This is a genomic window from Brevibacterium sp. HMSC24B04, assembly GCF_001806835.1.
GTDB classification, from domain to species: domain Bacteria; phylum Actinomycetota; class Actinomycetes; order Actinomycetales; family Brevibacteriaceae; genus Brevibacterium; species Brevibacterium ravenspurgense.
Genome location: NZ_KV786093.1, coordinates 17,359 through 38,879, shown reverse-complemented (window position 1 = coordinate 38,879; position 21,521 = coordinate 17,359). Strand labels below are relative to the sequence as shown.

Here is a 21,521-nt window from a genome sequence, read left to right as displayed (position 1 = left end):
GTAGATGGTGTTCTGGTTCGGAACCTTCGGGTTGTCGTCCTCTCCATCCGGGACGCCGTCGTTGTCGTCATCCGGGTCCGTGACGTCAGGGTCACCGTCACCGTCGGTGTCCAGCTTGAAGTTCGCCTTAGCGTCGTCCTTGGTGCCGTCCGGGTAGGTCACCGTGACAGGAACATCGAACTCTTCGACAGTGTCCTTGTTCAGCTTCGACTTATCAGGGAACGTAACGGTGATTTCACCGGTGTTCTCGTCGATCGAAACTTCGTAGCCTTCAGGAGCCTTGAAGTCCTCAGGAATCGAGAACTTCGAACCCTCAGGAGCCTTGGTGTCCTTACCTTCAGCGTCCTTGAACGAAGGCGACGACTTGGTTTCCTCGCCCGGAACAACCAGCTTGTCTTCGTACGAAGGCGTGTACTCGTCGGCGTCCTTGGTCACCAGGACGGACCATGCGGAAACGTCGTTGCCACCGGAGACGAGGACCACATTGAAGAGGTCGCCCTTCTTGGCGTCTTCCGGAATGTCGAAGGTGCACGCAGCAACCTGGGCCTTGATGCCCTTGGACTGGTCGAGCTCGCAGGTCTTGAGGACCTTGCCGTCCTTATCGCGCCATTCAACCTTCGACGGCAGGGTCGACAGGTCGCCCTTGAACTCCGGGGTCACCGTGGTGCCAGGAGCAGCCGGCTTGTCGGTTGCGTTGTAGTCAGCCGTGATAGACACCGGGGTGTACGGCATGATCGCGTAGTTGACGTTGTACAGCGAGTTCAGGTTCTGGAACGGAAGGCCGTTGAAGTTGATCGGCAACTGGTTCTCACCAGGGATTGCCGACGCACGGAAGTTTCCACCGTCATTGAAACGCTGGAAGATCGGGGTGTGGAAACCGGTGTAGCCGTTCTGAACGACACCGTCCTTGTTCTCAACCCACACGAACATGTGGTTCGGGTTGAGGACGTCTTCGCGCTCCTGACCCTTTTCGTACTTGCCGAAACGCAGGGTGTAACGACCATCAGGTGCAGTCTTGCCGTGGACGGTCTTGAGGATGTACTCAGGGTGGTCCTCGAGCATCTTCTTGGTGGCGTCAGCCAGTTTGCTCGGGTCATCCTTGTACTGTTCGTGCAGCTTCTGGTTGGCTGCAGCACCGTCCTTGGTGAGGGTCGAGGCGTAGACGGTATAGCCGTCAGCAGCCGGGTCGACAGAGTTCTTGGCCGGACCAGAAGCAACAACACCCTTGTCCGGACCACCGGTTTCAAGCCACACGCGGCCCGACACGGTGTTAGGAACGTTGGTCTGGGTCGAAGGCGAGCCGATTGGACCTTCAGGGTCCTCAACGAGCTTGTCGCCCTTAGCTGCCATCCAGCTGGTTTCATGGTTCGGCGGAACTTCCTGCAGGAAGGCCGCCATAAGCTGCATGTTGAGGCCCGCTGAAACGAATGAGCCCAGAGGAGCCTCAGCGGGGGCATTAAACGAGCCAGGCACAAAGCCGTTTGCCTGACGGAACATGACAACCTTGTTGCCGCGCTCGTTGGTGAAGGGCTCAACCCAGATGCGGTGCTTCTGAGAGGCACGAGCCTGATAGGTGTGCTCGTTGCCGAGCTTGTCAGTCCAGGTGATGCCCTTATCGCCCGTACCGAAAGCGAAGGTGCCCTTGCCACCATTACCACCAACAACGTCGGGCAGGGTGTGGGTCTTTGCGCTGTAGATAGGCGAGTAGGAACCGTCACTATCCTGGAACTGCGCGTAGACGGTAATGCCGTCCATCTTGACATTTCCGTTGTCATACGCGGCACCTGGGTTACCATCCGGAGTAGTCATGTACACGTGACCGGAGATAAGACCCTTACCAACGCCACCACCGTCGGTCAGGTTAGCGGCTTTCGTGACACGACCGCTGGCAATCATGTCAGCGTCGATGATCTGGTCTGCCGGGTTCGCAGCCTGTGCTGCCTGCTGGAACGCAGTGGAGTCGAATGCAGTGGCAACCGCACCGGGTGCGAATGCCACAGCCATTGCGAGAGTCAGACCAGCTGCTGCTGTCTTCATCCCGCGGCGTCGGTGAGAACGCTGTTGGCTCATCAATTTTCCTTTCGGTTGACACCCGCGCCGTTCCGCGCAGGCATAGATTCACTCACAGTTTCCGCAGCGGCGGAAAACCGCTCCGAAAACCGTGAAGAACTTAGGGCCAAGTATTAATACCCTCATAAATACTTTAACTATCTGCCAGACTTCCCACAGGATTCGGAAGAGTTGAAACTTCACTCAACACCAGCGCGGCCCAGAATCATGCACTTATCACCCGGACCCGCCCGGAAACTACCGTCCGGTACCCCGGACGGTATGATGGCAACCTCAAGAAAAGTCTGTGAGCTGCCTGTCTGCCCACCGCTGTTCCACCACACTTGCGACAGCTGCCACAAACCGTCTGCGCTGACTTCCAAGCCCTGTATCCCCCAGATAATAACGGCACACTTTTTCCCGTTCAGCCCGCCCAGATTCCCCAGAGCCCAGCCCCTGTCGCACCATCTGCGAAACCCGGCGACCACCATCAGCCGTGCCGACCACCGATAGAACCCGTGAGAACAGACCACCGGCAGGCACCTCGGCACCTGGATCAGTCGGAGCCACCCCCACAAGAGGCTTATGCGTTGACAGCCAATCAAAAGCAACCGACGACATTTCCGCCACACACGCATCAGCGGCAGCAAACTGCCACGACACCGTCGGCGAATCATCAAAAACACAACCAGCCGCACCGGTCACAAGCTCGCGAATCCGCGCATCCGCCCGAGCAAACTCGGGCTTCACAACACCCGTCCGCGGATGCGGCCTGTAGATAACCCCGAAACCAGCCTCCACAAGCCCTTCGACCAGCGGAACACCCGACTGCGCCAAAGTGCCGTAGGCCATGGACGGCGAATCGCCCTCCCACGTGGGCGCATAGAACACAGTGGGCCTGCTGCCGTCCAGAACCTGCTGGAAACGCTCCGGCACCGGCCCCGCATAATCCAACTGCGGTCTGCCCACATCGATCATGTCCGGCAGCCGACCCAACAGCGCCTTCTCAATCCGCTCCCTGGCAGCCAAACCAGCCGTGAAAACACAGTCATAGGCCTTCAGCTGATTCGACACCATCGAAATCTTTTCGCTCTCCCCATGCGACAAATGCACATGAGCCGGCCCCGGATACCGCAAAGCCTGAAAATTCAACACAGCCTGATTGACATACAGCACCGCACACAAGGTCGGCTGCGTCATAAAGCGATCAACATCCGACGTCAGCCGCGCATACCGCACAGGCAGCTCCGTCAGCTGCGCGATCTCACGCGCATTATCCAAATTGCGCATCAGGATGCCCACCGGCCACGGCGCACCATCACCGGGACCATCCAGAGTCATCCCCGATTCCAAATGCATCGTTGCCGCAAGATCCTCAATCGGGGCCAACCACTGCTTGAGCTGATACGTCGACGCCCTATCCCCCGCGTGATACACGCCAACCACAAAACCGTCATCACGCGACGGCACAAACTTCGGATCCAACCGCCGCTCAGCAGCGCGCACCGACAGTTCGCGGCCCACCTGAGAAGAGAACCGCTTCGCCGACGAAAACACGTGGGACACCCTGTTCATCATGCAGACCAGTATGCCAGCGCAGAAAAGAGCACCGCCGTTGTTTCCTTCCGAGTAACCGGAAATCACTACACTGACGACCAACGCATACCAACCCAGGAGCACGATGAACTCGAACCCCTACGACAACAGCCCCTACGGCAGCGGTCCCGGCGGGCAACCCAGCTACGGCGGCAGCAGCCCCTTCGGTGACAGCAGCCAGTTCGGCGGGCAGCCGGGCAACGGCGACAACCCTTTCGACAACAGCCCCTACGCCCACAACCCCTTCGGCGCTGGGGCGCCGTCCGCCCCGCAGCGCCGAAAGATCACCGAAAAGGACTACCGCGGCACCGGTCAAAAACCACCGCTGTCGCAGCCTCTCTACGGCGCGGGCCCAGTGACCGCCTACACGCGGTTCTGGAAGAAGTTCGCACGGTTCAAGGGCTACGCATCGCTGTCGGAATACTGGTGGCCGCAGCTGATCAACACCTTGATCTGCTTCGTTCTGTTCGTCCCCGGCATCGTCGCCGTCATCATGGCCGAGGCCGAAGCCCAAAGAACCTTCGAGGCCACCGGATACGAGGCCGAACCTGACGTCCCAGCGCTTGCGATCATCGGGACCCTCGTTTCGTTCCTGTTCCTGTTGGTCGCCGCAGTGCCCACCCTGTCCTCCGGCTGGCGACGCATCCAAGACGCCGGCATGCACGGCGCCCTCATCTTCCTGGCGTTCATTCCCTACCTGGGCGGACTCATCAACATCGTCCTGTGCATCCTGCCCACCAAACTGACCGCCCGCCAACCCGGACGCGACGACCTCACCGGCGACTGAACCCACCACCACATGACGAGGTGCCTGCTCACGTAAGCAGGCACCTCATATTTTTCTGGGGTCAGGTCAGTCCGCGGGTGTGCCCGGATGTTCGGCGGAAGCCGGGCCAGACGCGGCAGCTTCGGCAGCCTGCTTCAGTGCCCTTTGGCGTTTCTGCAGATTCCATTCGTGGCGGGTGAGCCACACGATGAAGATGTCGAAGATCGTCAGCAGCAAAAAGAAGATCGAGTGGCGGGCAAAGATTTCATAGGTCTGGTAGATGATGAACGCTGCCAAGAAGCCCATCATCCACGGGTAGGCCCACATCTTGCCCTTCAGCACAGCCCACACCAAAACGATCTTCGTGGCCGCGTGGCTGATCATGTAGATCGCCGCATACAGCTGAATACCCGAATCCAGATTCTCCGTCTGATGCAGAAGCCACGCCGTAACAGGGTTGTCCGTATTGCCCGCCGTGAGCTTCACCGCCAGCTGATGCCACATGTGCCGGGGCACAACAAGAACCACAATGCCCGAGGCCATTTGGCCCAAGCCAAACAGGCCCTTGCCGATCAGCGTGATGTAGAAAATCACGTGCAGCCAGTGTTCGCGCTTGCGCTGTTTAGGTGGAATGAGATCAGCAGAGGTTTCCGTATCCGCCAAGGTCGGGACCAGACGGTCGGTGCTTCTGCTGTGCGCTTTGTGGTTCTTGTGCGCCGTATGGCTGCTGAAGCTGCGCGTCATTGCCGTGTTCCTGTGTTCTGCGAAGCCTGAGCGGCTCGCAGTTCAGCGCCGCGCTGCTGTTCACGCCATTTCTGCAGGGCTTTTCTGCGCTTCAGCGGCGTCAGCCTGTGCCGGACAAGCACGTACAGCACCAAACAGGCGCCCACGCCCACCAGGCAGCCGGCCGTCACATCAGTGAAATAGTGCACGCCCAAATACAGGCGTGACAAACAGATGAGCGCGGTCATGCCCAAAGCGCCGGCCCAAATGATGGCCCGCTGCCATAAGCGCACAAACAGCAAACTGAAAACAACAGCCGACGAAAACAACAACGACGACGTCCCCGTGGCGTGCCCCGACGGGAACGAAAAGTTCGTCTCCAACACCAGCCGGTCTTCCTCCGCCGGACGGGGACGGGCATACAGCGGTTTGAGCGAATGCGTGATCGCTGAGGCAAGCGCAACACAGCCGGCAATATAGGCCGCCGGCCGCCAACTGCCGGCCAGCACCCACACAATCACCGCCACCAGCACGCCCAGGATGATCGTGCCCAAGGGGCTGAAGATATTGGTGAAGAACACCAAGAACGCTGTACGCGGGTCGCTGCGATGTTCGATCATGTCGCCGAGAACTTCATGGTCGGCCTCCAGCACCAGGGTTGTCTGCACAAACAGACCCAAGATGACCACCAGGGCGAAAAGCAGCACGCCCGTGCTGATCCGCTTGACCGGCGGATTCGGCTTCTGGTTGTTCACTCAGTTCACCTGGCCAGCAGCCAGACCGCGAGCCAGCAGCTCAGGGATAACGTGATTGCGCGTCAGCGGAGCAAAAGAACGCTCCGCCGTGTCCTGGGGAAGATCCGCGATCGGGAACCACTCCGCCTGGTCAATTTCATTGAAGAACCGCGGTTCCTGAACATTCAGACCATCCGGGGTGCCGCGGTAGGCGAACACCGTGCCGGTCACGTGAGTGTCCGGTTCATTCGCCGCATCCGTCGTCCAGGAGCCCAGCAGATCCAGCCGATCCGGGTCGAGATCCAGGTGCAGCTCCTCCGCGATTTCGCGGACAGCGGTGGCAAGAGGCTCCTCGTCAGATTCGATCTTGCCGCCGGGCAACATGAACGAGCTCGTCCCCTTCTTCCGGACCATCAGCAGCTCCGGCCTGTCCGGATGGATCAAGCACACAGCGGCGACGACAACAGACTTAGGGGATTGCTTCGGGGACTTGCTCATTCCACCAGTATGGCCCACCGGTATGGGAGTCACATGAGACAGTGCGGGCTGCCGGCGGCTGTGCAGCGCGGTGGGCGGTTGTGCACCCCGTCAGGCGAGGAAGCTCACCGCGAACAGGGTTCCGCCCAAAACAATGCCCGAACCCACCAGCGTCATCGTGGTGTAGCCCAGAATGTCACGCATCTTCAGACCCGCAATAGCCAGCACCGGCAGAGCCCAGAACGGCTGAATCATGTTCGTCCACTGGTCACCGTAGGACACAGCCATGATCGCAATCGAGGGGTCGATGCCCAGTGATTCGGCGGCCTTGAGCATGATCGGGCCCTGCACCGCGAACTGCCCGCCTCCGGAGGGGACGAAGAAGTTCACAACGCCTGCCGCCACGAACGCCAGCACGCCGAATGTGTGCGGACCAGAGATCGACACCAGCGCGTTCGAGAAGATCTCAATGAGACCCGACGCACTCATGATGCCCATAATGCCGGCGTACAGCGGGAACTGCAGAAGGATCTCGCCGACGTTGACCGCCGCACCCTTGGCCAAGTAGATGATCTCGAAGGGGCTGCGCACCAACAGCAGGATGAGCGTCAGGAAGCTCCAGTTGACGATGTCCAGAGTCATCGTGCCGCCCCGTGCGAAGTGGACCACGATATACGCCGCAAGCAGCAGGCCCACCAGCAGCGTGGGGATGCGGGATGCGTCAATGCGATCAGCCGGGGTGACGACCTCTTCGCCCACGAAGGGCCTTTCGCCGTGCTCAACTTCAGCAGGCATTTCAACAATCGGGGCGCTGGGCTTCGGGGCGGTCAAAGCAAACAGAATCGCCATGACAATGAGCACCAACGCAGCCGCAGCCAGGTTCCACCACGCAAAAATTGTCTGCGAAACCGGGATGGTGCCGCCCATCGCCTCGTCAAGGAACGAACCGGGCGTTGCCGCAGTCAGCGGGCCCGACGCCGAATAGCCCATGTGCCACACGACCATGCCCGAATAGCCAGCCGCAACAAGCAGCGGGAAGTGCACCTTGAAGCCGCGACGGCGAGCCGAACGAGCCACCTCGACCGCCAACAGCGCACCGACGACCAAGGACAGACCCCACGTGATGAGCGCCGACATGCCCGCCACCACAAAGACCAAGACGTAAGCCGAGCGTGGGCCGGAAGGCACATCGGCAATCTTGGCCAGCAACTTCCGCACCGGTTGGGTGTGCGCCAACATATGGCCCAAGAAGATGATGAGCGCCATCTGGGTCATGAACTCCAGCAGGCCCGAAAGGCCATCACCCCAACCGACCAGCACATCGACAGGTTTGGTCGGGGTGAGGATGAGCGCCAGGATGCCAACGACAACACTCAGCACGATCGCAAACATGAGCGCCGACGGTGTCCACTTCTCAAGCAGAGAATTAAGAGGACGCATGACCGCCGGGGCGGCTGCCGAGCTGGGCGGTGTGTTTGCCTGAGTGGTGTTCGGCGTGGTGCCGTCAGGATGACCGTTTGCGGAGTCCGACATAAGAGCGCTCCTTTGCGTTCGTGTGCTGATTCACAGTTATCGTAGAGAACACACAGCCGGAGCGCGAAAACTCTGGTGAGAACGCCTGTCGCAGACACGTGTCTAGAGCGTGTCTGCGCACCCGCCGCAATGACGCCACAGAAAGGACGGCCCATGACCGCCGAACTGTCCCCCACCGAGGTTGAAGCCCTCGTCCGCCGCTACTACACCACCGTGGATGCCGGCGACGACAACGCCACCGCAGACCTCTTCGCGGCCGACGGCACCTACGACCGACCCGGCTACGACACCATGGTCGGCGAAGACATCCGCCGCTTCTACCTGGAAAACCGCGTGATCGAATCCGGCGAACACACGCTGCTCGACGTGATTGTAAACGGCAACCAGGCGGCTTCCCGCGGCGAATTCAACGGCAAACTAAAAGACGGATCAGACGCCCACGAAGGCTTCGCCGACTTCTTCGTCTTCAACGCCGACGGCACAATCGCCAAACGCACCAGCTACTTCTACCGCGCCGCAGTGTGAGGTGTGCGGTGGGCGCAGCCCACTGTGCAGATGAGGGCGCATATGGAGGCAAAAATCGTGTTTTCGCCTCGGTCTTCCACCTAGACAGCAGAATCCCCCGCCGGGCACCCGAAAACCGGCCCGACGAGGGATCTGCCTGCTTAAACGAAACTCAAGCCCCGCTTAACTCCCAGCGGTCCGCCTCAACGCCCAGCGGTCCTTGCGCGGAGGATCGCGTTTTGGATTTCGTCGCGGCGAACAGCGATCGATTCCTCGGGCGGCATTCCATAGGCGGCTTCAGCCCGCTCGAAAATCTCCGCCATGCCTTCCATAGACATATCGGGCTCAGGCAGATCGATCTCAGCAAAACTCGGCCCAATGTGCTCCATAAGCCCGCGCAGACCAGCTTTGCCACCACCCAGGTGCAGACCCTCAAACGGCCCGACCGCCGCCCACCGGATGCCCAGTGAATTGCGCACGGCAGCATCAAGGTCTTCAACTCTGACAACACCGCTCTGCACCAAGTGCACAGCCTCGCGAAGCACGGCATTCTGCAGACGGTTGCCCACAAAACCGCGCGCTTCCTTCTTCAGCACAATCGGCTCACGGCCCACACCACGGTAGAACTCAACAGCTGTCTGCACCGCTTCATCCGAAGTCTTCGGTGAAGGAACAACCTCGACCAGCGGCATGATGTGCGGCGGGTTGAACGGATGTCCCACCAGGAGGCGAGCAGCAACATCGTCCGGCAGCTGCGCCGCGGTCTCCGAGGCCGGAATCGCCGACGAACTCGAGGCAAACACCGCCTGCGCCGAGGCATGCTCGGCGGCCGCAGCAAAGAGTTCGCGCTTCACATCAACACGCTCCGGGCCGCACTCCTGAATGAAATCAGCACCCGAGGTGGCATCTGCCAGAGGATCTGCTCCCTCGGCAGCGCGCACAGAACCAGCCGAACCCGCACCAGCCCCAACCGGCACCTCGCCAACAAGATCAGAAACGATCTCCCCGAGATCCTCTCGAGGGTCGCTCAGAACAACCTCGTGCCCGTGGGAGGCGAACAGCTTCGCCCACGACTGGCCAATAGTGCCAGCACCGATAACGGCGACCTTCATCAGCGGACTCCCTTCATGAGCTTTGTAACCGGCTTAGCTGCGGCAAGAACAATCGCACCGAAGACCAGAGCGGCAATACCGTGCCACATCCAGTACGGCAGCTGGTTGTCCACCGCGTAGAACTGCGAGGTCACACCGGCAAGCGATGTACCCACACCGGAGGCCAGGAAGAACAGGGCAATCATCTGCGAACGGAACACCCGCGGCGCCAGGCGCGTAGCTGCCGAAAGGCCAATAGGCGAAATGAGCAGCTCCGCAACGACGAACAGCATCAGCAGGAAAATCATGTACAGCAGCGGCGTGCGTGCATCACCGGTACCGCTGGACGAGAACGGGATGAACAGCAGGAACGCCACACCGATCAGCACCAGCGCCAGACCGGCCTTGACCATGGTCGAGGGCTGCTTGTCACCCATGCGAAGCCACAGCGCCGAAGTTCCCATCGACAGCAGAATCACCCACGCGGCGGGGATCAGCGTCACCCACGAGATCGGCATTTCCCAACCGAACACCGAACGGTTGAGGCTCTCATCGGAGTACACAACCAGCACGCCGAAGATCTGCTGATACAGCGCCCAGAAGACAACAGACGCCAAGAAGAACGGAATGAACGCAAACACGCGCGAACGTTCAACAGAGGTGACCTGCTTGCTGGTGGTCATGATCGTGAAGTACACAATCGCCGCAAACGCCGAAACACCTGCAATCCAGGTAGAGATGTTCGACACCGTCAACCAGCCAAGAGCCACAACAGCCCAAATGGCCAGACCGACCGCCACAACCGCGGCAGGCAGAATCCACAGCTTGTTGCGCGGCAGCGGGTTCACCGTCTTACGCGAATCCGCAGGCAGGTTCTTCCGACCGGTCATGTACACAATCAGGCCGAGCGCCATACCGACAGCAGCGGCACCGAAGCCGATGTGGAAGCCGATCCGATCCTGCAGCAGACCCACAATCAGCGGACCCAGCAGAGCACCGATGTTGATGCCCAGGTAGAACAGCGAGAACCCGGCATCGCGCCGCGGGTCCTTTTCCGAATACAGCGTGCCGACAATCGCTGAGGCCGTCGCCTTCAGACCACCCGAACCGAGCGCCACAAGCCCCGTACCGATGAGCACGCCGGCAAAGCCCGGCACAACCGCCAAAGCCACGTGGCCTGCCACGATGATGATCGCGCTGCTGAACAGCACACGCTCGGAGCTGAGCACACGGTCGGCAATCCAGGAGCCCAGGATGGTCGCCAGGAACACCGCCCCGCCATAGGCACCGACAAACGCGGTAGCCGTGGTCTGGCTGTAGCCCAAACCTCCGTCGGCAACCGAGAAGTACAGGTAGATCGCCAAGATCCCCTGCATGCCGTAATACGAAAAACGCTCCCACATCTCCAAGCCGAAAAGCTGGGCGAGCGGGAGCGGATGACCGAAGAAACGAGTGTCCGCCTGGACCTCGTCAGAACTCTTTGCTGGGGTTTTCATCACCCCACCAGGTTAGAGGAAACACATGACGAGGCGCCGCTCACCTTCCCGCCGCACCGCACCTGAGGTGTGGTGCGGCTGGGAGGCTTGCGGCGCCTCGTGCGTATAAAAGCTCTGGTCAGATCACTTGTTCTGCTCTTCCCAGTCGCTGCGCAGAACCTTCTTGTCGAGCTTGCCGACCGAGGTGCGGGGCAGCTCTTCGGTGATGACGATCTTGTCCGGCAGCTGCCACTTGGCAAAGCGGCTCTTGAGCACGTCGATGACCATGTCGTCGGTGACTTCCTTGCCGGGGCGGGGCACGACGAAAGCAACGGGACGTTCGTCGTACTTGGCATCCGGCACACCGATGACAGCGGCTTCGAGAACAGCGGGTTCGTCGAGGATGGCGTTTTCCATGTCGATCGAGCTGATCCATTCGCCGCCGGACTTGATGACGTCTTTCAGGCGGTCGGTGATCTTGCGGTGACCCGTCGGCAGGATGACGGCGACATCGCCCGAACGCCACCAGCCGTCCATGAAGCGGTCATCGTTGTCATCGAGCTTGAAGTACGACTCCGTGATCCAGGGGCCGCGCATGATGAGCTCGCCGTTGGACTTGCCGTCGTGCGGAACGTCTTCGCCCGTGGGGTCGACCACACGGGATTCCACACCCAGCAGCGGCAGACCCTGCGCACGGCGGATGTCCCACTGTTCATCCTCCGACAAGGCCTGGAGCCAGGGCGGCAGCTGCCAGTTGATCGATGCCAGCGGGGACGTTTCCGTCGCTCCGTAGCCGTGGATGACATAGGCGCCGGTCAGTTCCTTGAAGCCCTTCATGAGGGCAACCGGAGGTTCGGTAGAACCTGCGATCATGCGGGTGCGCGACAGATCCGGCGGGGTGTCCAGTGAACGGAAGTACTCAAGAATCGGCGCAAACAGTGCCGGTGCACCGTTGGTGACGGTGACACTTTCCCGGGCAATCGCCTCGGCCACGGGGCCGATGTCCGTTGCCGAGAACATGCCCGGCAACACGAGCTTCGCCGCCGCACCCATCGCAGCCTGCGGGAAGCCCCACGACAGCACGTGGAACATCGGCGTAAACGGCATAGCAACATCGGTGAAGTCGATCTTGAGATTGCTGATGACCGCCACGGTGTGCAGGTACATAGAGCGGTGCGAATAGTAGACACCCTTCGGACGTCCCGTTGTGCCGGTGGTGTAGCCGGCGTAGCAGGCCGTGGTCTCTTCAATCTGCTGGAATTCGTAGTCATCGCCGTGCTCTTCCGCGGCCTCAGCCAGCAGATCTTCGTAGAAGTAGGCGTTCGGCAGGTTGTGCTCAACTTCCGACGACGGCTTGTCCGTCATGATGACGAAGCCCTTGACGTAGCTGGCCTGGGCAATCGCCTCGGCAATCGGCAGGAGGGATTCGTCAATGAATACCCACTCGGCATTCGAGTGGTTCACAACGTACTGAATGTCAGTCGGAGCCAGGCGGATGTTGATCTGCAGCATCGTCGCTGCAACACCCGGAATGCCGAAGTAGAGCTCGAAGTGGCGCAGCGAATTCCAGTCGGCAACACCGACCATCGTGCCCGGGCCGATGCCCAGCTTGTCCAAAGCGTGCGCCAAGTGGCTGACTCGCTTGCCGAATTCGCCGTACGTCGTGTTGTGCCACTCACCGTCGTTCGTGCGGTGGGTGATGACCTGCTGCGGGAAGTTGTTCACCGCGTGCCGCATCAGAGTGGTGGTGTTCAGCTGGTAGCTGTCACCGAGAGTCGAAGGGATTCCCTTGAGCATGTGTCCTCGCTTCCTGTGGAAACAGCGGGCCGCCGCACAGGCCGAGGCGCAGAAGCCAACCCACGTCTATGTGGGCCGACCGCTGACACACGAACTGTCCGGCGGATGGCTACTGATGAGTCTAAACCCAATGTGCCCCCGATCACACAACCCGCGGCGCATAATCCCACCTGTTAAGAAAAAGGATTCAGGCGAGCTGTTTTGTCAGAGGTTTTGTGAGGACCGCGAACTCGAGATCGTCGACCTTCGGAACACCGAAGCGCTCCTGCCCGTAGGGGAACGGCTCGGTTTCGCCCGTGCGCTGATAGCCGCGGCGTTCATAGAACGCGATGAGCTCCGCACGTTTGCTGATGACGGTCATCCGCATTGAAGTTGTGCCCCATTCGCGCTGCGCGAAGGATTCGGCAAACGCCATGAGCTCTTTGCCCACGCCACTGCCCTGCGCTTCCGGTGAGACCGCAAACGTGCCGAAATACGCCACACCATCGCCCTCATCCGTAAGCGTCACGGTGGCAAGAGGAGAGCGGGAGCCGGCAGGCGCCTCGTGATCCTGGGCAAAGGCGACCAGAACAGTCGAGGTGCTGAGCATCTGCTCGACCATCGGCAGGTCGACCCGCTGGCCGTCCAGGAGGTCAGCCTCCGTCGTCCAGCCGGTGCGCGAACGATCCCCGCGGTAGGCCGACTCGATGAGGTCGACCAACGCGGGAGCGTCAGCGGGTTCGGCCTGACGGATGGTCAGGGCGCTCACTTGTCGGCGTCCTTGAGAACCGCACGGTAGGCCAGGCCGGCCACCACGATGTCTTCCCAGCCCTGGCCGACCGACTTCCACACAAAGGGGCGGTCGTCCGGAATGCAAGCACCCTCAGACTTCACGATGTCACTGAACGACAGAACGTCATCCCAGCTCAAGTGGCCTTCTTCGATGGCCTGGTGAACATCGCCGGCTTCGCGCTTGCCGTTGTCGATCGATTCGACGCCGACGGTCGAACGGCCCAGCAGATCGCCGGGAAGTTCGCGCGCATCCAGCAGGTGGGAGCCCATCGCCACGAGAACGGCATCATCGCGGACGTGAGAGTCCTCCAGCAGCGGTTCCGAGGCGCCGGTGGCGGTCACAATGAAGCCGGCCTGTTCGATGGCTTCGATTGCTTCGGGGCTGTTGGAGATAGCCTCCGTGAACTCGATGCCGAATTCGGCGGCCTTGGCAGCAACCCTCTGCGCCTTGCCTTCACCGCGGACGACAGCGGTCAGCGAGGTAACAGGCACTGTGGCCTGGGCAGCCTCAACGTGAGCAGCAGCCTGCGCTCCCCCACCGAAAATCACCATGTGGACGCCGTCGGCGAAGCGGCGCTGCAGCACGTCCTTCACACCAGCCATTGACAGTGCGGGAGTGCGCAGCTCGGTGATCGCGGCACCATCGACAGTCGCCAGAGGCGCCTGGGTCTGGCCGTCAAACAGCAGGACGCTGCCCTGAATAGTCGGCAGTCCACGGTCAGCGTTCTCCGGGGTCAGGGTGAGCACCTTGATGCCCACGAAGTCATCGACAGCGCTGGGCATGAACAGGAACTGGCCGTTGGGAAGCTCCGCCGATGTGCGCGGCAGGCACGTGTCCGGGTCATAGCCGGCACGCAGAGCTTCGCGCATGCCGTCGCGCGCCTGCGCTGACGACACCGTCGACAGCAGGGTTTCAGCATCGATGTTCAACAAGGGAACCTCCCACGGGTTTTGGCGGTGTGCTTTGGGTGTGCGGGTTTTGGCGGTCGGGTTTGCATGTGCTGCTCACCACTGTAAACGGAATAAGGTGAGTGTCTCACTTCGTTGGGCCGGATGAGACGCCGCCTGCGCCCAGGGGTTCAGCCTGAGGGCGCCCCGAGGCCGCGGCCAGCCCAGCAGCGAAAGGGAAACCCATGACAGACGTCAACATCGAACACCAGCGCGACAACAGGCGCTACGTCGGATTCATCGACGGCAAAGAAGCAGGCTTCGCCGCCTACAGCGAAAACGGCACCCACCGCGACTTCTTCCAAACCGTCACCCACGACGGCTACACCGGAAAAGGCGTTGCAGGGCAGATCGTCGGGCATGCACTCAGTGAATCCGTCCAGGACGGGTTCACATTCACACCTTCGTGCAGCTACGTCGAGCACTACATCGAAAAGCACCCCGAATACGCCGAACACGTGAAGTGAGCGCCAGCCGAGGTGAGCTTAAGAGCGCCAGCTCAGTTCCACCTCGGCGGCTGTGTGCCCGGTGAGCACAGCGAAACCGGGCAGTGGTGTGCGGTGGTGAGCGGCGCCTCGTCAGCTGGCCAGAACAGGCGCTGACCAGCAGGCAAAACGGTCAGCCGGGCGGCGCCCTCGGGGCATACACTGGCACAGGAGCGACAAGAAAGGACGGCTCAAGCATGGACGTGCAGTCGATCATCGACAAGGTCAACACCGGACTGTTCATTGACGGGCAGTGGCGCGACGCCGAAACCGGCGACACCATCGACGTCATCAACCCCGCAACCGGCAAAGTCATTGCGAAAGTTGCCGACGGCAGCGAAAAAGACGCCCAAGACGCCATCGAAGCAGCTGGCCGGGCACAGAAATCGTGGGCTGCCACCCCACCGCGCGAACGCGGAGAAATCCTGCGCCGCGCCTTCGAACTGCTCATGGAGAAGCAGGACGAAATCGGTGCGGTCATGACCGCTGAAATGGGCAAATCGCTCACCGAAGCCAAGGGCGAAGTCGCCTACGGCGCCGAATTCTTCCGCTGGTTCTCCGAAGAAGCCGTGCGCATCGGCGGCGACTACATGAAGTCCACCGACGGCAAGAACCGCCTCATGATCTCCAAGGAGCCGGTCGGCCCGTGCATCCTGGTTACGCCGTGGAACTTCCCACTGGCCATGGGCACCCGCAAGATCGGACCCGCACTGGCAGCAGGCTGCACCGTTGTGCTCAAGCCCGCGCAGCTGACCCCGCTGACATCGTTCATGCTTATGGAAGTGCTGATCGAAGCCGGTGTTCCCGCAGGTGTGGTCAACGTCGTCACATCGAGCTCTGCCCGCCGCGTGGTCACCCCGTGGATGGAATCCGGCATTGCGCGCAAGATTTCGTTCACCGGATCCACAGATGTCGGAAAGAACCTGCTGAAGCAGGCCGCTGACAACGTACTCAAGACCTCCATGGAGCTCGGCGGCAACGCACCGTTCATCGTGTGCGAAGACGCCGACCTCGACAAGGCCGTCGAAGGTGCAATGCAGGCGAAGATGCGCAACATCGGCGAAGCCTGCACCGCGGCAAACCGCCTCATTGTGCACTCTTCTGTTGCCGACGAATTCGCCAAGCGGATGGCGGAGCGGATGGAAGCGCTCAAGGTTGGCAACGGGCTTGAGGACGGCGTTGACATCGGCCCGCTGGTTGAAGAAAAGGCACTCGACAAGGTTGCTGAACTGGTGGACGAAGCCGTTTCGGCCGGTGCTCACGTCGTGACCGGCGGTAAGCGGGTTGAAGGCGACGGGTTCTTCTACGAACCCACAGTGCTCACGAACATCCCCGCCGATGTTGCGATCAACCGCGAAGAGATCTTCGGTCCCGTCGCGCCGATCTACACCTTCGATACTGAAGACGAAGCCATCGACATGGCCAACGCCACCGAGTTCGGACTTTCGTCCTACCTGTACACCGAGAACCTCGAAAAGGCACTCCGCCTGTCCGAGCAGATCGAAGCAGGCATGGTCGGACTCAACACCGGGCTGGTTTCCAACCCTGCCGCGCCTTTCGGCGGTGTGAAGGAATCCGGCCTGGGCCGCGAAGGTTCGCAGTTCGGCATCGACGAATACCTCGAAATCAAATACGTCGCCACACCTGTTGGGTGATTGGTTAGGCGTTAGCTGCGGCAGCTGGGCGCGTCAGCTGCGGCGCAAAAGTGGGGGCGGGCATCGAGCCCGCCCCCACTTTTGTATGCAGACGCTGAAAGGCTGAAGCCCCGCCCGGTGTAAGAACCGGACGGGGCTTGAAGCGCTAGAACTCAAGCGCGGCAGCGAGCTGAACGCAGCCGCAGGCTAACGATCAGGCGCGGCGGCGCGCCAGCAGGTCGTTGACCTTTTCGTATGCCGCGTCTTCCGCAGCACGCGACACAGCACCCGGCTTCGCAACCTGCTTATCGGCGCGAATAGCCTTCCGGCCGTGCTTCAGAGCAGCGGTGCCGTCGTCTTCCTTCGCAGCATCGACCAATTCGGGAACAGTGCCCTCGGCGGCGGCGAAGTGTTCGGCAGCCGATTCACGCTCAGCAGCCGAAGCAGCCGCGCCGTCCTCAGCGCCCGCTCCACCAGCTGCCCGAGCAACCTTGACATACGTCGGCTCCGGCACCGGACGAGGTGCAAACTCACTGCTCGCAACAACCTCGCGCACACGCTTCTCACCAGTGGAAACAACCGGAATTTCGCCGGTTGGGGCCTCGAGGTCAAGCACCTCGCGGCTGGGAACATCGTTACGGCGCATGGAGCTTGCCGCCAGACGACGCACGCGCTCCGCACGAGTTTCGCGAGCCGCACCGCTGCGGTTCGACATGAGTTTCGAAACGGACGAGGTGCCGCTCGTCTGCCCCTTCTGGGCCGGCACCTGCGGGGTGACCTTGACGGAGGGCGCTTCAGCGGTGGCGGCAGGCGCGGCAGGTTCGGACTTCGCGGCGGGAACCTTCGCAGCCGGGGCAGGCTCAGCAGCCTTCGCCGCCGGAGCCGCAGCCACAGGCGCAGCAGACGAAGCCACCGGTGCCGAGCGGCGCGCTACGGCACCTTCCGACGCTTCGCCGTTGATGGCGATGACAACCAGCACGCAGCTGAGCGCCATTGCCGCGCTCAGAACGGGAACCGCCCAGGTCAGGGCCGTGAACAGAGCAAAGACGAACGTGACGATCGTTGCCAGACCGAAGAACAGAACACCAACGCCGAGCGCACGACGCACATTCCGCGTGTCCACGCCGGCACCAACCTCAGCACCACCGTGTGCACCGTCAACTGCAGCTTCACGGGTCGGGGCAGCATTCTGCGCGCCGCGTGCAGTTTCCTGCGGGCTGCGCATCTGCGATGAGCTGTGTGAATTCATAGATGTGTCCGTCCGGCGCCGATTTCGCTGATCATCCAAAACACAACAATATGCACACCCAATGTCGGATTGGGGATGCATCGCGGTGTGTCTGTCACATTGTCAGCGTCCACTCATTTTCCCTGCCCGGGGCGCCCTCCAGAAACCCACTCCCCCCTCACCTGCCGGGGAGCTCAATTCCCGAGGCGCTCTCCGGCCGCCGACCACACTTCACGTAAGGCCAGGCTCACCTCTGACCCCACCCGCGGTCACGGATGTAGGCGCTGGCGAGCCCAGTCGGCACCTCGTCAGAAAGAAGCGCGTAGGAACGGTGATCCGCCCAGTTGCCCGCGATATGCATGTAGCCGCGGCGCACACCCTCAAAGCGGAAGCCGAGCTTCTCAACCACGCGCAGGCTCTTGCTGTTTTCGGGCCGAATGTTGATCTCGACGCGATGCAGCCCCAGGTCGAAGAAGCAGGCGTCGGCGGTCATTGCCACGGCCAGCGGCATGAGTCCACGGCCGGCAAGACGCGAATCGATCCAGTAGCCGATCTGCACTGAGCTAATCGACCCCCACTGAATACTCGACGCAGTGACCTGTCCGCGGAAGCTGCCGTCCACCTCGAGAGCGAACGGCAACGCCACACCCCGTCTGGCCTGGGCGTTCAGTGCGCGCCGCATGGAATGGAAGGCTGCGCGCTCTTCGCGGAGGGTGCCACCCCGCACTCCAGCACCAGGCAGGGTTGCGTCCCAGGGCTGGAGCCAATCGTGATTAGCCACCCTGACCTCGGCAAACTCTTCAGCGTCAGCGCGCTTCAGAGGCCGCAGAATCACACCCTGCGGTCCGGTCAGCCGCATCGGCCACCACGGAACACCCACACCAAACACCCAAGAGCCGCGCTTAGGCGTCACCCTCGTCGTCAGGGGTGACAGGGCGGGGCATCTGAAGGATCGAGGCGCCGCCGGGCTGCTCGTCATCGGCACCTTTGTCTTCTGACTGGCCGCGCTGCGGGCCGCCCCAGCCGCGGGAACCGCCGCGAGACCCAAAACCAGGCCCACCCGGCACAGTGCCGTTGTCGCGCTGATCCAACAAGTCCGCGTAAAGCGGCAGGATTTCGGACATGACGGAAGCAGCGACCGCCTCGTCAGCGGGCAGTGCAATGGCGAGAGTCGTGCCGACCCAGCCGACCCACGGTGCCGTGAACAGCACGTGGTTCGCACCGTGCCGGCGAGCAGAATCGAAAATGATCGCCTGCAGCCCCGGCAGCGGAGTGTCGGTGAACTGCGACAGGGCACCGGCCACGTCCATGCTGTCGTCGGCGCTCAGCCCGCCAATCAGAACCAGCAGATCCGCCGAATCAGCAAAGGCATCGCACAGCGGGCCGACACCGGCGACATCGGGCAGGAGCGCCTCGAGGGTGTCGAAGCCGGCGCTGTCGAGCTCCTCGTGGACGGTGGTCGCGGCGTGTGCGGCCAGCGAATCGCCGCCCAGCGGAGCGACAGCCGCACTTCTGTGCGGGGGCTGCCATTGGCCAGCGGTCATCGGAGAACCTCCCGGTTGTCGGTTAGGGGTGCGAGCGAGGTGGAGCCGGCGGCTCAGTCAAGACCGGCGACGTAGTCGCGCAGCCAGCTGTTGAGATCTTCCGCCAGGTCATCGCGACGGCCGGCCAGAGTGACAACAGCCTTGAGGTAGCTGAGCTTGTCGCCGGTGTCGTAGCGGTCGCCGGAGAACACAACGCCGTAGACGCCGTTGGACGAAGGGTCCTCGGCCAGCGTCTGCAGAGCATCCGTCAGCTGGATTTCGTTGCCACGGCCGGGAGGGGTCTTGGCCAGCACGGGGAAGATTTCGGGCGCGAGAACATAACGGCCGATGACCGCGTAGTTCGACGGAGCTTCGTCCGCGGCGGGCTTTTCGACCAGACCGGTGATCTTGACGGCCGAATCGGCGTCAACACCGTCAATGGCAACATCTTCAACAGCCGCGCAGCCGTACAGGCTGATGTCTTCCTGCGGGACTTCCATGAGTGCGACAACCGAACCGCCCGTGGCTTCCTGCACCTTGATCATGGTCGGCAGGATGGGGTTGGCCTCATCGATGAGGTCATCGCCCAGCAGCACGGCAAACGGTTCGTCGCCCACGTGCTGTTCGGCCTTGAGAACAGCGTGGCCAAGACCCTTGGGGTCGCCCTGACGGACGTAGTGGACATCCGCGAGGCTGCTGGCCTTCTGCACCTTTTCCAGCTTGGCGTCATCGCCCTTTGCACGCAGCGTTTCTTCCAGGCCGTCAACGCGGTCGAAGTGGTCCTCCAGCGGGCGCTTGTTGCGTCCGGTGATCATGAGGACATCGTTCAGCCCCGCATCGACAACTTCTTCAACCACGTACTGGATGGCAGGCTTATCGACCACCGGCAGCATTTCCTTCGGAATGGCCTTCGTAGCCGGGAGGAAACGTGTACCGAGTCCCGCAACGGGGATAACAGCCTTGCGGACTTTTCGCTCTGGGTTCTTCATGCCGGTCATTCTAAGCTGTGTCAGATGAACGGAAGGTGAGAAATGATGAGCCCCACCGACAAGACCGCTCTGCGCGCCGAAGTGCGGAAAATCCGCAGATCAGGAACTCACGAGGCGGAAGTCACTGGAGATGCTGAGGTCAAGGGGGCTGGGCGTTCAGCAGGTACCGCACGTGAACGGCTGACCCGAGCTCAGGAGCAGCTGGCGAGCACTGCATTGGAACTCATCGCCGACCGGCCTGCCGTCGTCGCCTACGCGGCACTGGCCGGCGAGCCCAACCTCGATCCTGCACTGAACGCCTACATGAGCCGCGGCGGCACCGTGTTCCTGCCCGTGACGCGCCCGAACGAACCGCTCACTTGGGGTCGCGCGCCCGGTACGATGGACCTCCCACCGCAGGGCAAATGGCGCATCCGCGAACCACGCGAAGAGCTCACAACCAAACAGCTGGCCGAACACCTCGTCACCCTGGCCCGTACGGCCAGCCGGAATCGTGTTGAGGACCGGGGCGGCGCCTCGGGAGCTGTGTCCACCTCGAGAGTGCTCCCCCAGGAGCGCCCGCGGGCCCCCCTCGTGCTGGTGCCCGGCTTGCGATTCGGCGCCGACGGCACCCGGCTGGGCAACGGCGGCGGGTTCTACGACCGGACGTTCGGGCCGCGGGGCGCGGCTCCCGACCTCACTCACGAGGTGCCGCTCACCGGCGTCTGCTTCTCCTGGGAGTTCGGGGGCCGCCTGGGGGCAGAGGAGTGGGATCTAGCCGTCGGATCCGTGCTGACCGAGGACGGGCTGCGGGCTGCTCAATAGCGCGTTGGGTGCGGCGTGAGGCTGGTGCGGGTGCGGCGTCAGGCTGCGAATTGTGCGCATGCGCGGCTGGTTATACTTTCTGCGTCGGTCACACGGGCCGCAGCGGCCCACCGCCAAGGAAAGAACACATGCCCACGTACTCCTACGCCTGCAAGAACTGCGGTCACAGCTTCGACATCCACCAGGGTTTCAACGACGACGCCCTGACCACATGCCCCGAATGCGGGCAGGAGCAGCTGCGCAAAGTGTTCGGCTCGCTCGGAGTGTCGTTCAAGGGCTCGGGGTTCTACCGCAATGACTCGCGCGGTTCGTCCGGCGGAGGCTCCGGGGAGTAAAAGAACGGTTGTGTGAGGCAGCGGGTGACTGTAGGTCACAGGGTCGGACCGGTTCGCGA

At 61.9% G+C, this 21,521-nt stretch carries 21 protein-coding genes; 6 read left to right on the top strand and 15 right to left on the bottom strand.

Going from position 1 to position 21,521, the window contains the following annotated elements:
- On the bottom strand, nucleotides 1–2,070 hold a 2,070-nt coding region (locus HMPREF3092_RS06685; protein WP_218079012.1), incomplete at its 3' end, for a YPDG domain-containing protein.
- Nucleotides 2,071–2,343: 273 nt separating this feature from the next.
- Nucleotides 2,344–3,627 carry a CDP-glycerol glycerophosphotransferase family protein gene (locus HMPREF3092_RS06680; RefSeq protein WP_070424339.1) on the bottom strand — a complete coding sequence of 428 codons (1,284 nt, stop codon included), beginning with the start codon at nucleotides 3,625–3,627 and terminating at the stop codon, nucleotides 2,344–2,346.
- A gap of 103 nt (nucleotides 3,628–3,730) precedes the next feature.
- Between HMPREF3092_RS06680 and HMPREF3092_RS06675 the strand changes: the two genes are divergently transcribed.
- Entirely contained in the window at nucleotides 3,731–4,432 is a 702-nt protein-coding gene (locus HMPREF3092_RS06675; RefSeq protein ID WP_070424291.1) for a DUF805 domain-containing protein, read from the top strand.
- Between the two features lie 66 nt (nucleotides 4,433–4,498).
- Here HMPREF3092_RS06675 and HMPREF3092_RS06670 read toward each other — a convergent pair whose 3' ends face one another.
- The 4 genes from HMPREF3092_RS06670 to HMPREF3092_RS06655 all read right to left on the bottom strand — a co-directional run bounded on the left by HMPREF3092_RS06670 (nucleotide 4,499) and on the right by HMPREF3092_RS06655 (nucleotide 7,785).
- Nucleotides 4,499–5,155 carry a DUF2127 domain-containing protein gene (locus HMPREF3092_RS06670; RefSeq protein WP_070424290.1) on the bottom strand — a complete coding sequence of 219 codons (657 nt, stop codon included), beginning with the start codon at nucleotides 5,153–5,155 and terminating at the stop codon, nucleotides 4,499–4,501.
- Nucleotides 5,152–5,787 (bottom strand): phosphatase PAP2 family protein, encoded by a 636-nt coding sequence (locus tag HMPREF3092_RS06665; RefSeq protein ID WP_141737981.1) that lies wholly within the window; start codon nucleotides 5,785–5,787, stop codon nucleotides 5,152–5,154. Before HMPREF3092_RS06665 ends, HMPREF3092_RS06670 begins: the two co-directional genes overlap by 4 nt.
- Before the next feature lie 102 nt (nucleotides 5,788–5,889).
- A complete protein-coding gene (locus HMPREF3092_RS06660; protein ID WP_083274302.1) occupies nucleotides 5,890–6,366 on the bottom strand; it encodes an NUDIX hydrolase in 477 nt (158 codons plus the stop codon).
- Nucleotides 6,367–6,456: 90 nt separating this feature from the next.
- Entirely contained in the window at nucleotides 6,457–7,785 is a 1,329-nt protein-coding gene (locus HMPREF3092_RS06655; protein ID WP_070424338.1) for a short-chain fatty acid transporter, read from the bottom strand.
- Between the two features lie 246 nt (nucleotides 7,786–8,031).
- On the opposite strand from HMPREF3092_RS06655, the gene HMPREF3092_RS06650 reads away from it, so the two are divergent.
- The gene (locus tag HMPREF3092_RS06650) at nucleotides 8,032–8,403 is read left to right on the top strand and encodes a nuclear transport factor 2 family protein (protein ID WP_061941987.1); all 372 of its coding nucleotides are present in this window, start codon (nucleotides 8,032–8,034) and stop codon (nucleotides 8,401–8,403) included.
- 182 nt (nucleotides 8,404–8,585) lie between these two features.
- Here the strand turns inward: HMPREF3092_RS06650 and HMPREF3092_RS06645 are convergent, their stop codons facing one another.
- The 5 genes from HMPREF3092_RS06645 to HMPREF3092_RS06625 all read right to left on the bottom strand — a co-directional run bounded on the left by HMPREF3092_RS06645 (nucleotide 8,586) and on the right by HMPREF3092_RS06625 (nucleotide 14,449).
- The gene (locus HMPREF3092_RS06645) at nucleotides 8,586–9,494 is read right to left on the bottom strand and encodes a 3-hydroxyacyl-CoA dehydrogenase NAD-binding domain-containing protein (protein WP_070424287.1); all 909 of its coding nucleotides are present in this window, start codon (nucleotides 9,492–9,494) and stop codon (nucleotides 8,586–8,588) included.
- Nucleotides 9,494–10,969 carry a peptide MFS transporter gene (locus HMPREF3092_RS06640; RefSeq protein WP_070424286.1) on the bottom strand — a complete coding sequence of 492 codons (1,476 nt, stop codon included), beginning with the start codon at nucleotides 10,967–10,969 and terminating at the stop codon, nucleotides 9,494–9,496. Before HMPREF3092_RS06640 ends, HMPREF3092_RS06645 begins: the two co-directional genes overlap by 1 nt.
- A gap of 123 nt (nucleotides 10,970–11,092) precedes the next feature.
- Complete coding sequence (locus HMPREF3092_RS06635; RefSeq protein ID WP_070424285.1) at nucleotides 11,093–12,745, bottom strand: long-chain-fatty-acid--CoA ligase; 1,653 nt, start codon at nucleotides 12,743–12,745, stop codon at nucleotides 11,093–11,095.
- A gap of 187 nt (nucleotides 12,746–12,932) precedes the next feature.
- The gene (locus tag HMPREF3092_RS06630) at nucleotides 12,933–13,493 is read right to left on the bottom strand and encodes a GNAT family N-acetyltransferase (RefSeq protein ID WP_070424284.1); all 561 of its coding nucleotides are present in this window, start codon (nucleotides 13,491–13,493) and stop codon (nucleotides 12,933–12,935) included.
- Nucleotides 13,490–14,449, bottom strand: coding sequence for an ornithine cyclodeaminase family protein (locus tag HMPREF3092_RS06625; RefSeq protein WP_141737980.1), 960 nt, complete (start codon nucleotides 14,447–14,449; stop codon nucleotides 13,490–13,492). Before HMPREF3092_RS06625 ends, HMPREF3092_RS06630 begins: the two co-directional genes overlap by 4 nt.
- A 200-nt stretch (nucleotides 14,450–14,649) precedes the next feature.
- Between HMPREF3092_RS06625 and HMPREF3092_RS06620 the strand changes: the two genes are divergently transcribed.
- Together HMPREF3092_RS06620 and HMPREF3092_RS06615 are read left to right on the top strand one after the other, a co-directional pair.
- A complete protein-coding gene (locus tag HMPREF3092_RS06620) occupies nucleotides 14,650–14,931 on the top strand; it encodes a GNAT family N-acetyltransferase (protein ID WP_070424282.1) in 282 nt (93 codons plus the stop codon).
- A 215-nt stretch (nucleotides 14,932–15,146) separates the two neighbouring features.
- Entirely contained in the window at nucleotides 15,147–16,604 is a 1,458-nt protein-coding gene (locus HMPREF3092_RS06615) for an NAD-dependent succinate-semialdehyde dehydrogenase (RefSeq protein ID WP_070424281.1), read from the top strand.
- Nucleotides 16,605–16,797: 193 nt separating this feature from the next.
- On the opposite strand, the gene HMPREF3092_RS06610 is transcribed toward HMPREF3092_RS06615, so the two are convergent.
- The 4 genes from HMPREF3092_RS06610 to galU form a co-directional block, all read right to left on the bottom strand.
- Nucleotides 16,798–17,832: a hypothetical protein gene (locus HMPREF3092_RS06610; protein WP_070424280.1), complete on the bottom strand. Its 1,035-nt coding sequence runs from the start codon at nucleotides 17,830–17,832 to the stop codon at nucleotides 16,798–16,800.
- Nucleotides 17,833–18,058: 226 nt separating this feature from the next.
- Entirely contained in the window at nucleotides 18,059–18,670 is a 612-nt protein-coding gene (locus HMPREF3092_RS06605) for a GNAT family N-acetyltransferase (RefSeq protein WP_070424337.1), read from the bottom strand.
- Between the two features lie 43 nt (nucleotides 18,671–18,713).
- A complete protein-coding gene (locus tag HMPREF3092_RS06600) occupies nucleotides 18,714–19,355 on the bottom strand; it encodes a hypothetical protein (protein ID WP_070424279.1) in 642 nt (213 codons plus the stop codon).
- 53 nt (nucleotides 19,356–19,408) lie between these two features.
- Entirely contained in the window at nucleotides 19,409–20,323 is a 915-nt protein-coding gene (galU, locus tag HMPREF3092_RS06595; protein ID WP_070424278.1) for a UTP--glucose-1-phosphate uridylyltransferase GalU, read from the bottom strand.
- A 45-nt stretch (nucleotides 20,324–20,368) separates the two neighbouring features.
- On the opposite strand from galU, the gene HMPREF3092_RS06590 reads away from it, so the two are divergent.
- Together HMPREF3092_RS06590 and HMPREF3092_RS06585 are read left to right on the top strand one after the other, a co-directional pair.
- Nucleotides 20,369–21,127 carry a 5-formyltetrahydrofolate cyclo-ligase gene (locus HMPREF3092_RS06590; protein ID WP_176745702.1) on the top strand — a complete coding sequence of 253 codons (759 nt, stop codon included), beginning with the start codon at nucleotides 20,369–20,371 and terminating at the stop codon, nucleotides 21,125–21,127.
- 128 nt (nucleotides 21,128–21,255) lie between these two features.
- Nucleotides 21,256–21,462 (top strand): FmdB family zinc ribbon protein, encoded by a 207-nt coding sequence (locus HMPREF3092_RS06585; protein WP_019175725.1) that lies wholly within the window; start codon nucleotides 21,256–21,258, stop codon nucleotides 21,460–21,462.
- Nucleotides 21,463–21,521 lie beyond the last annotated feature (59 nt).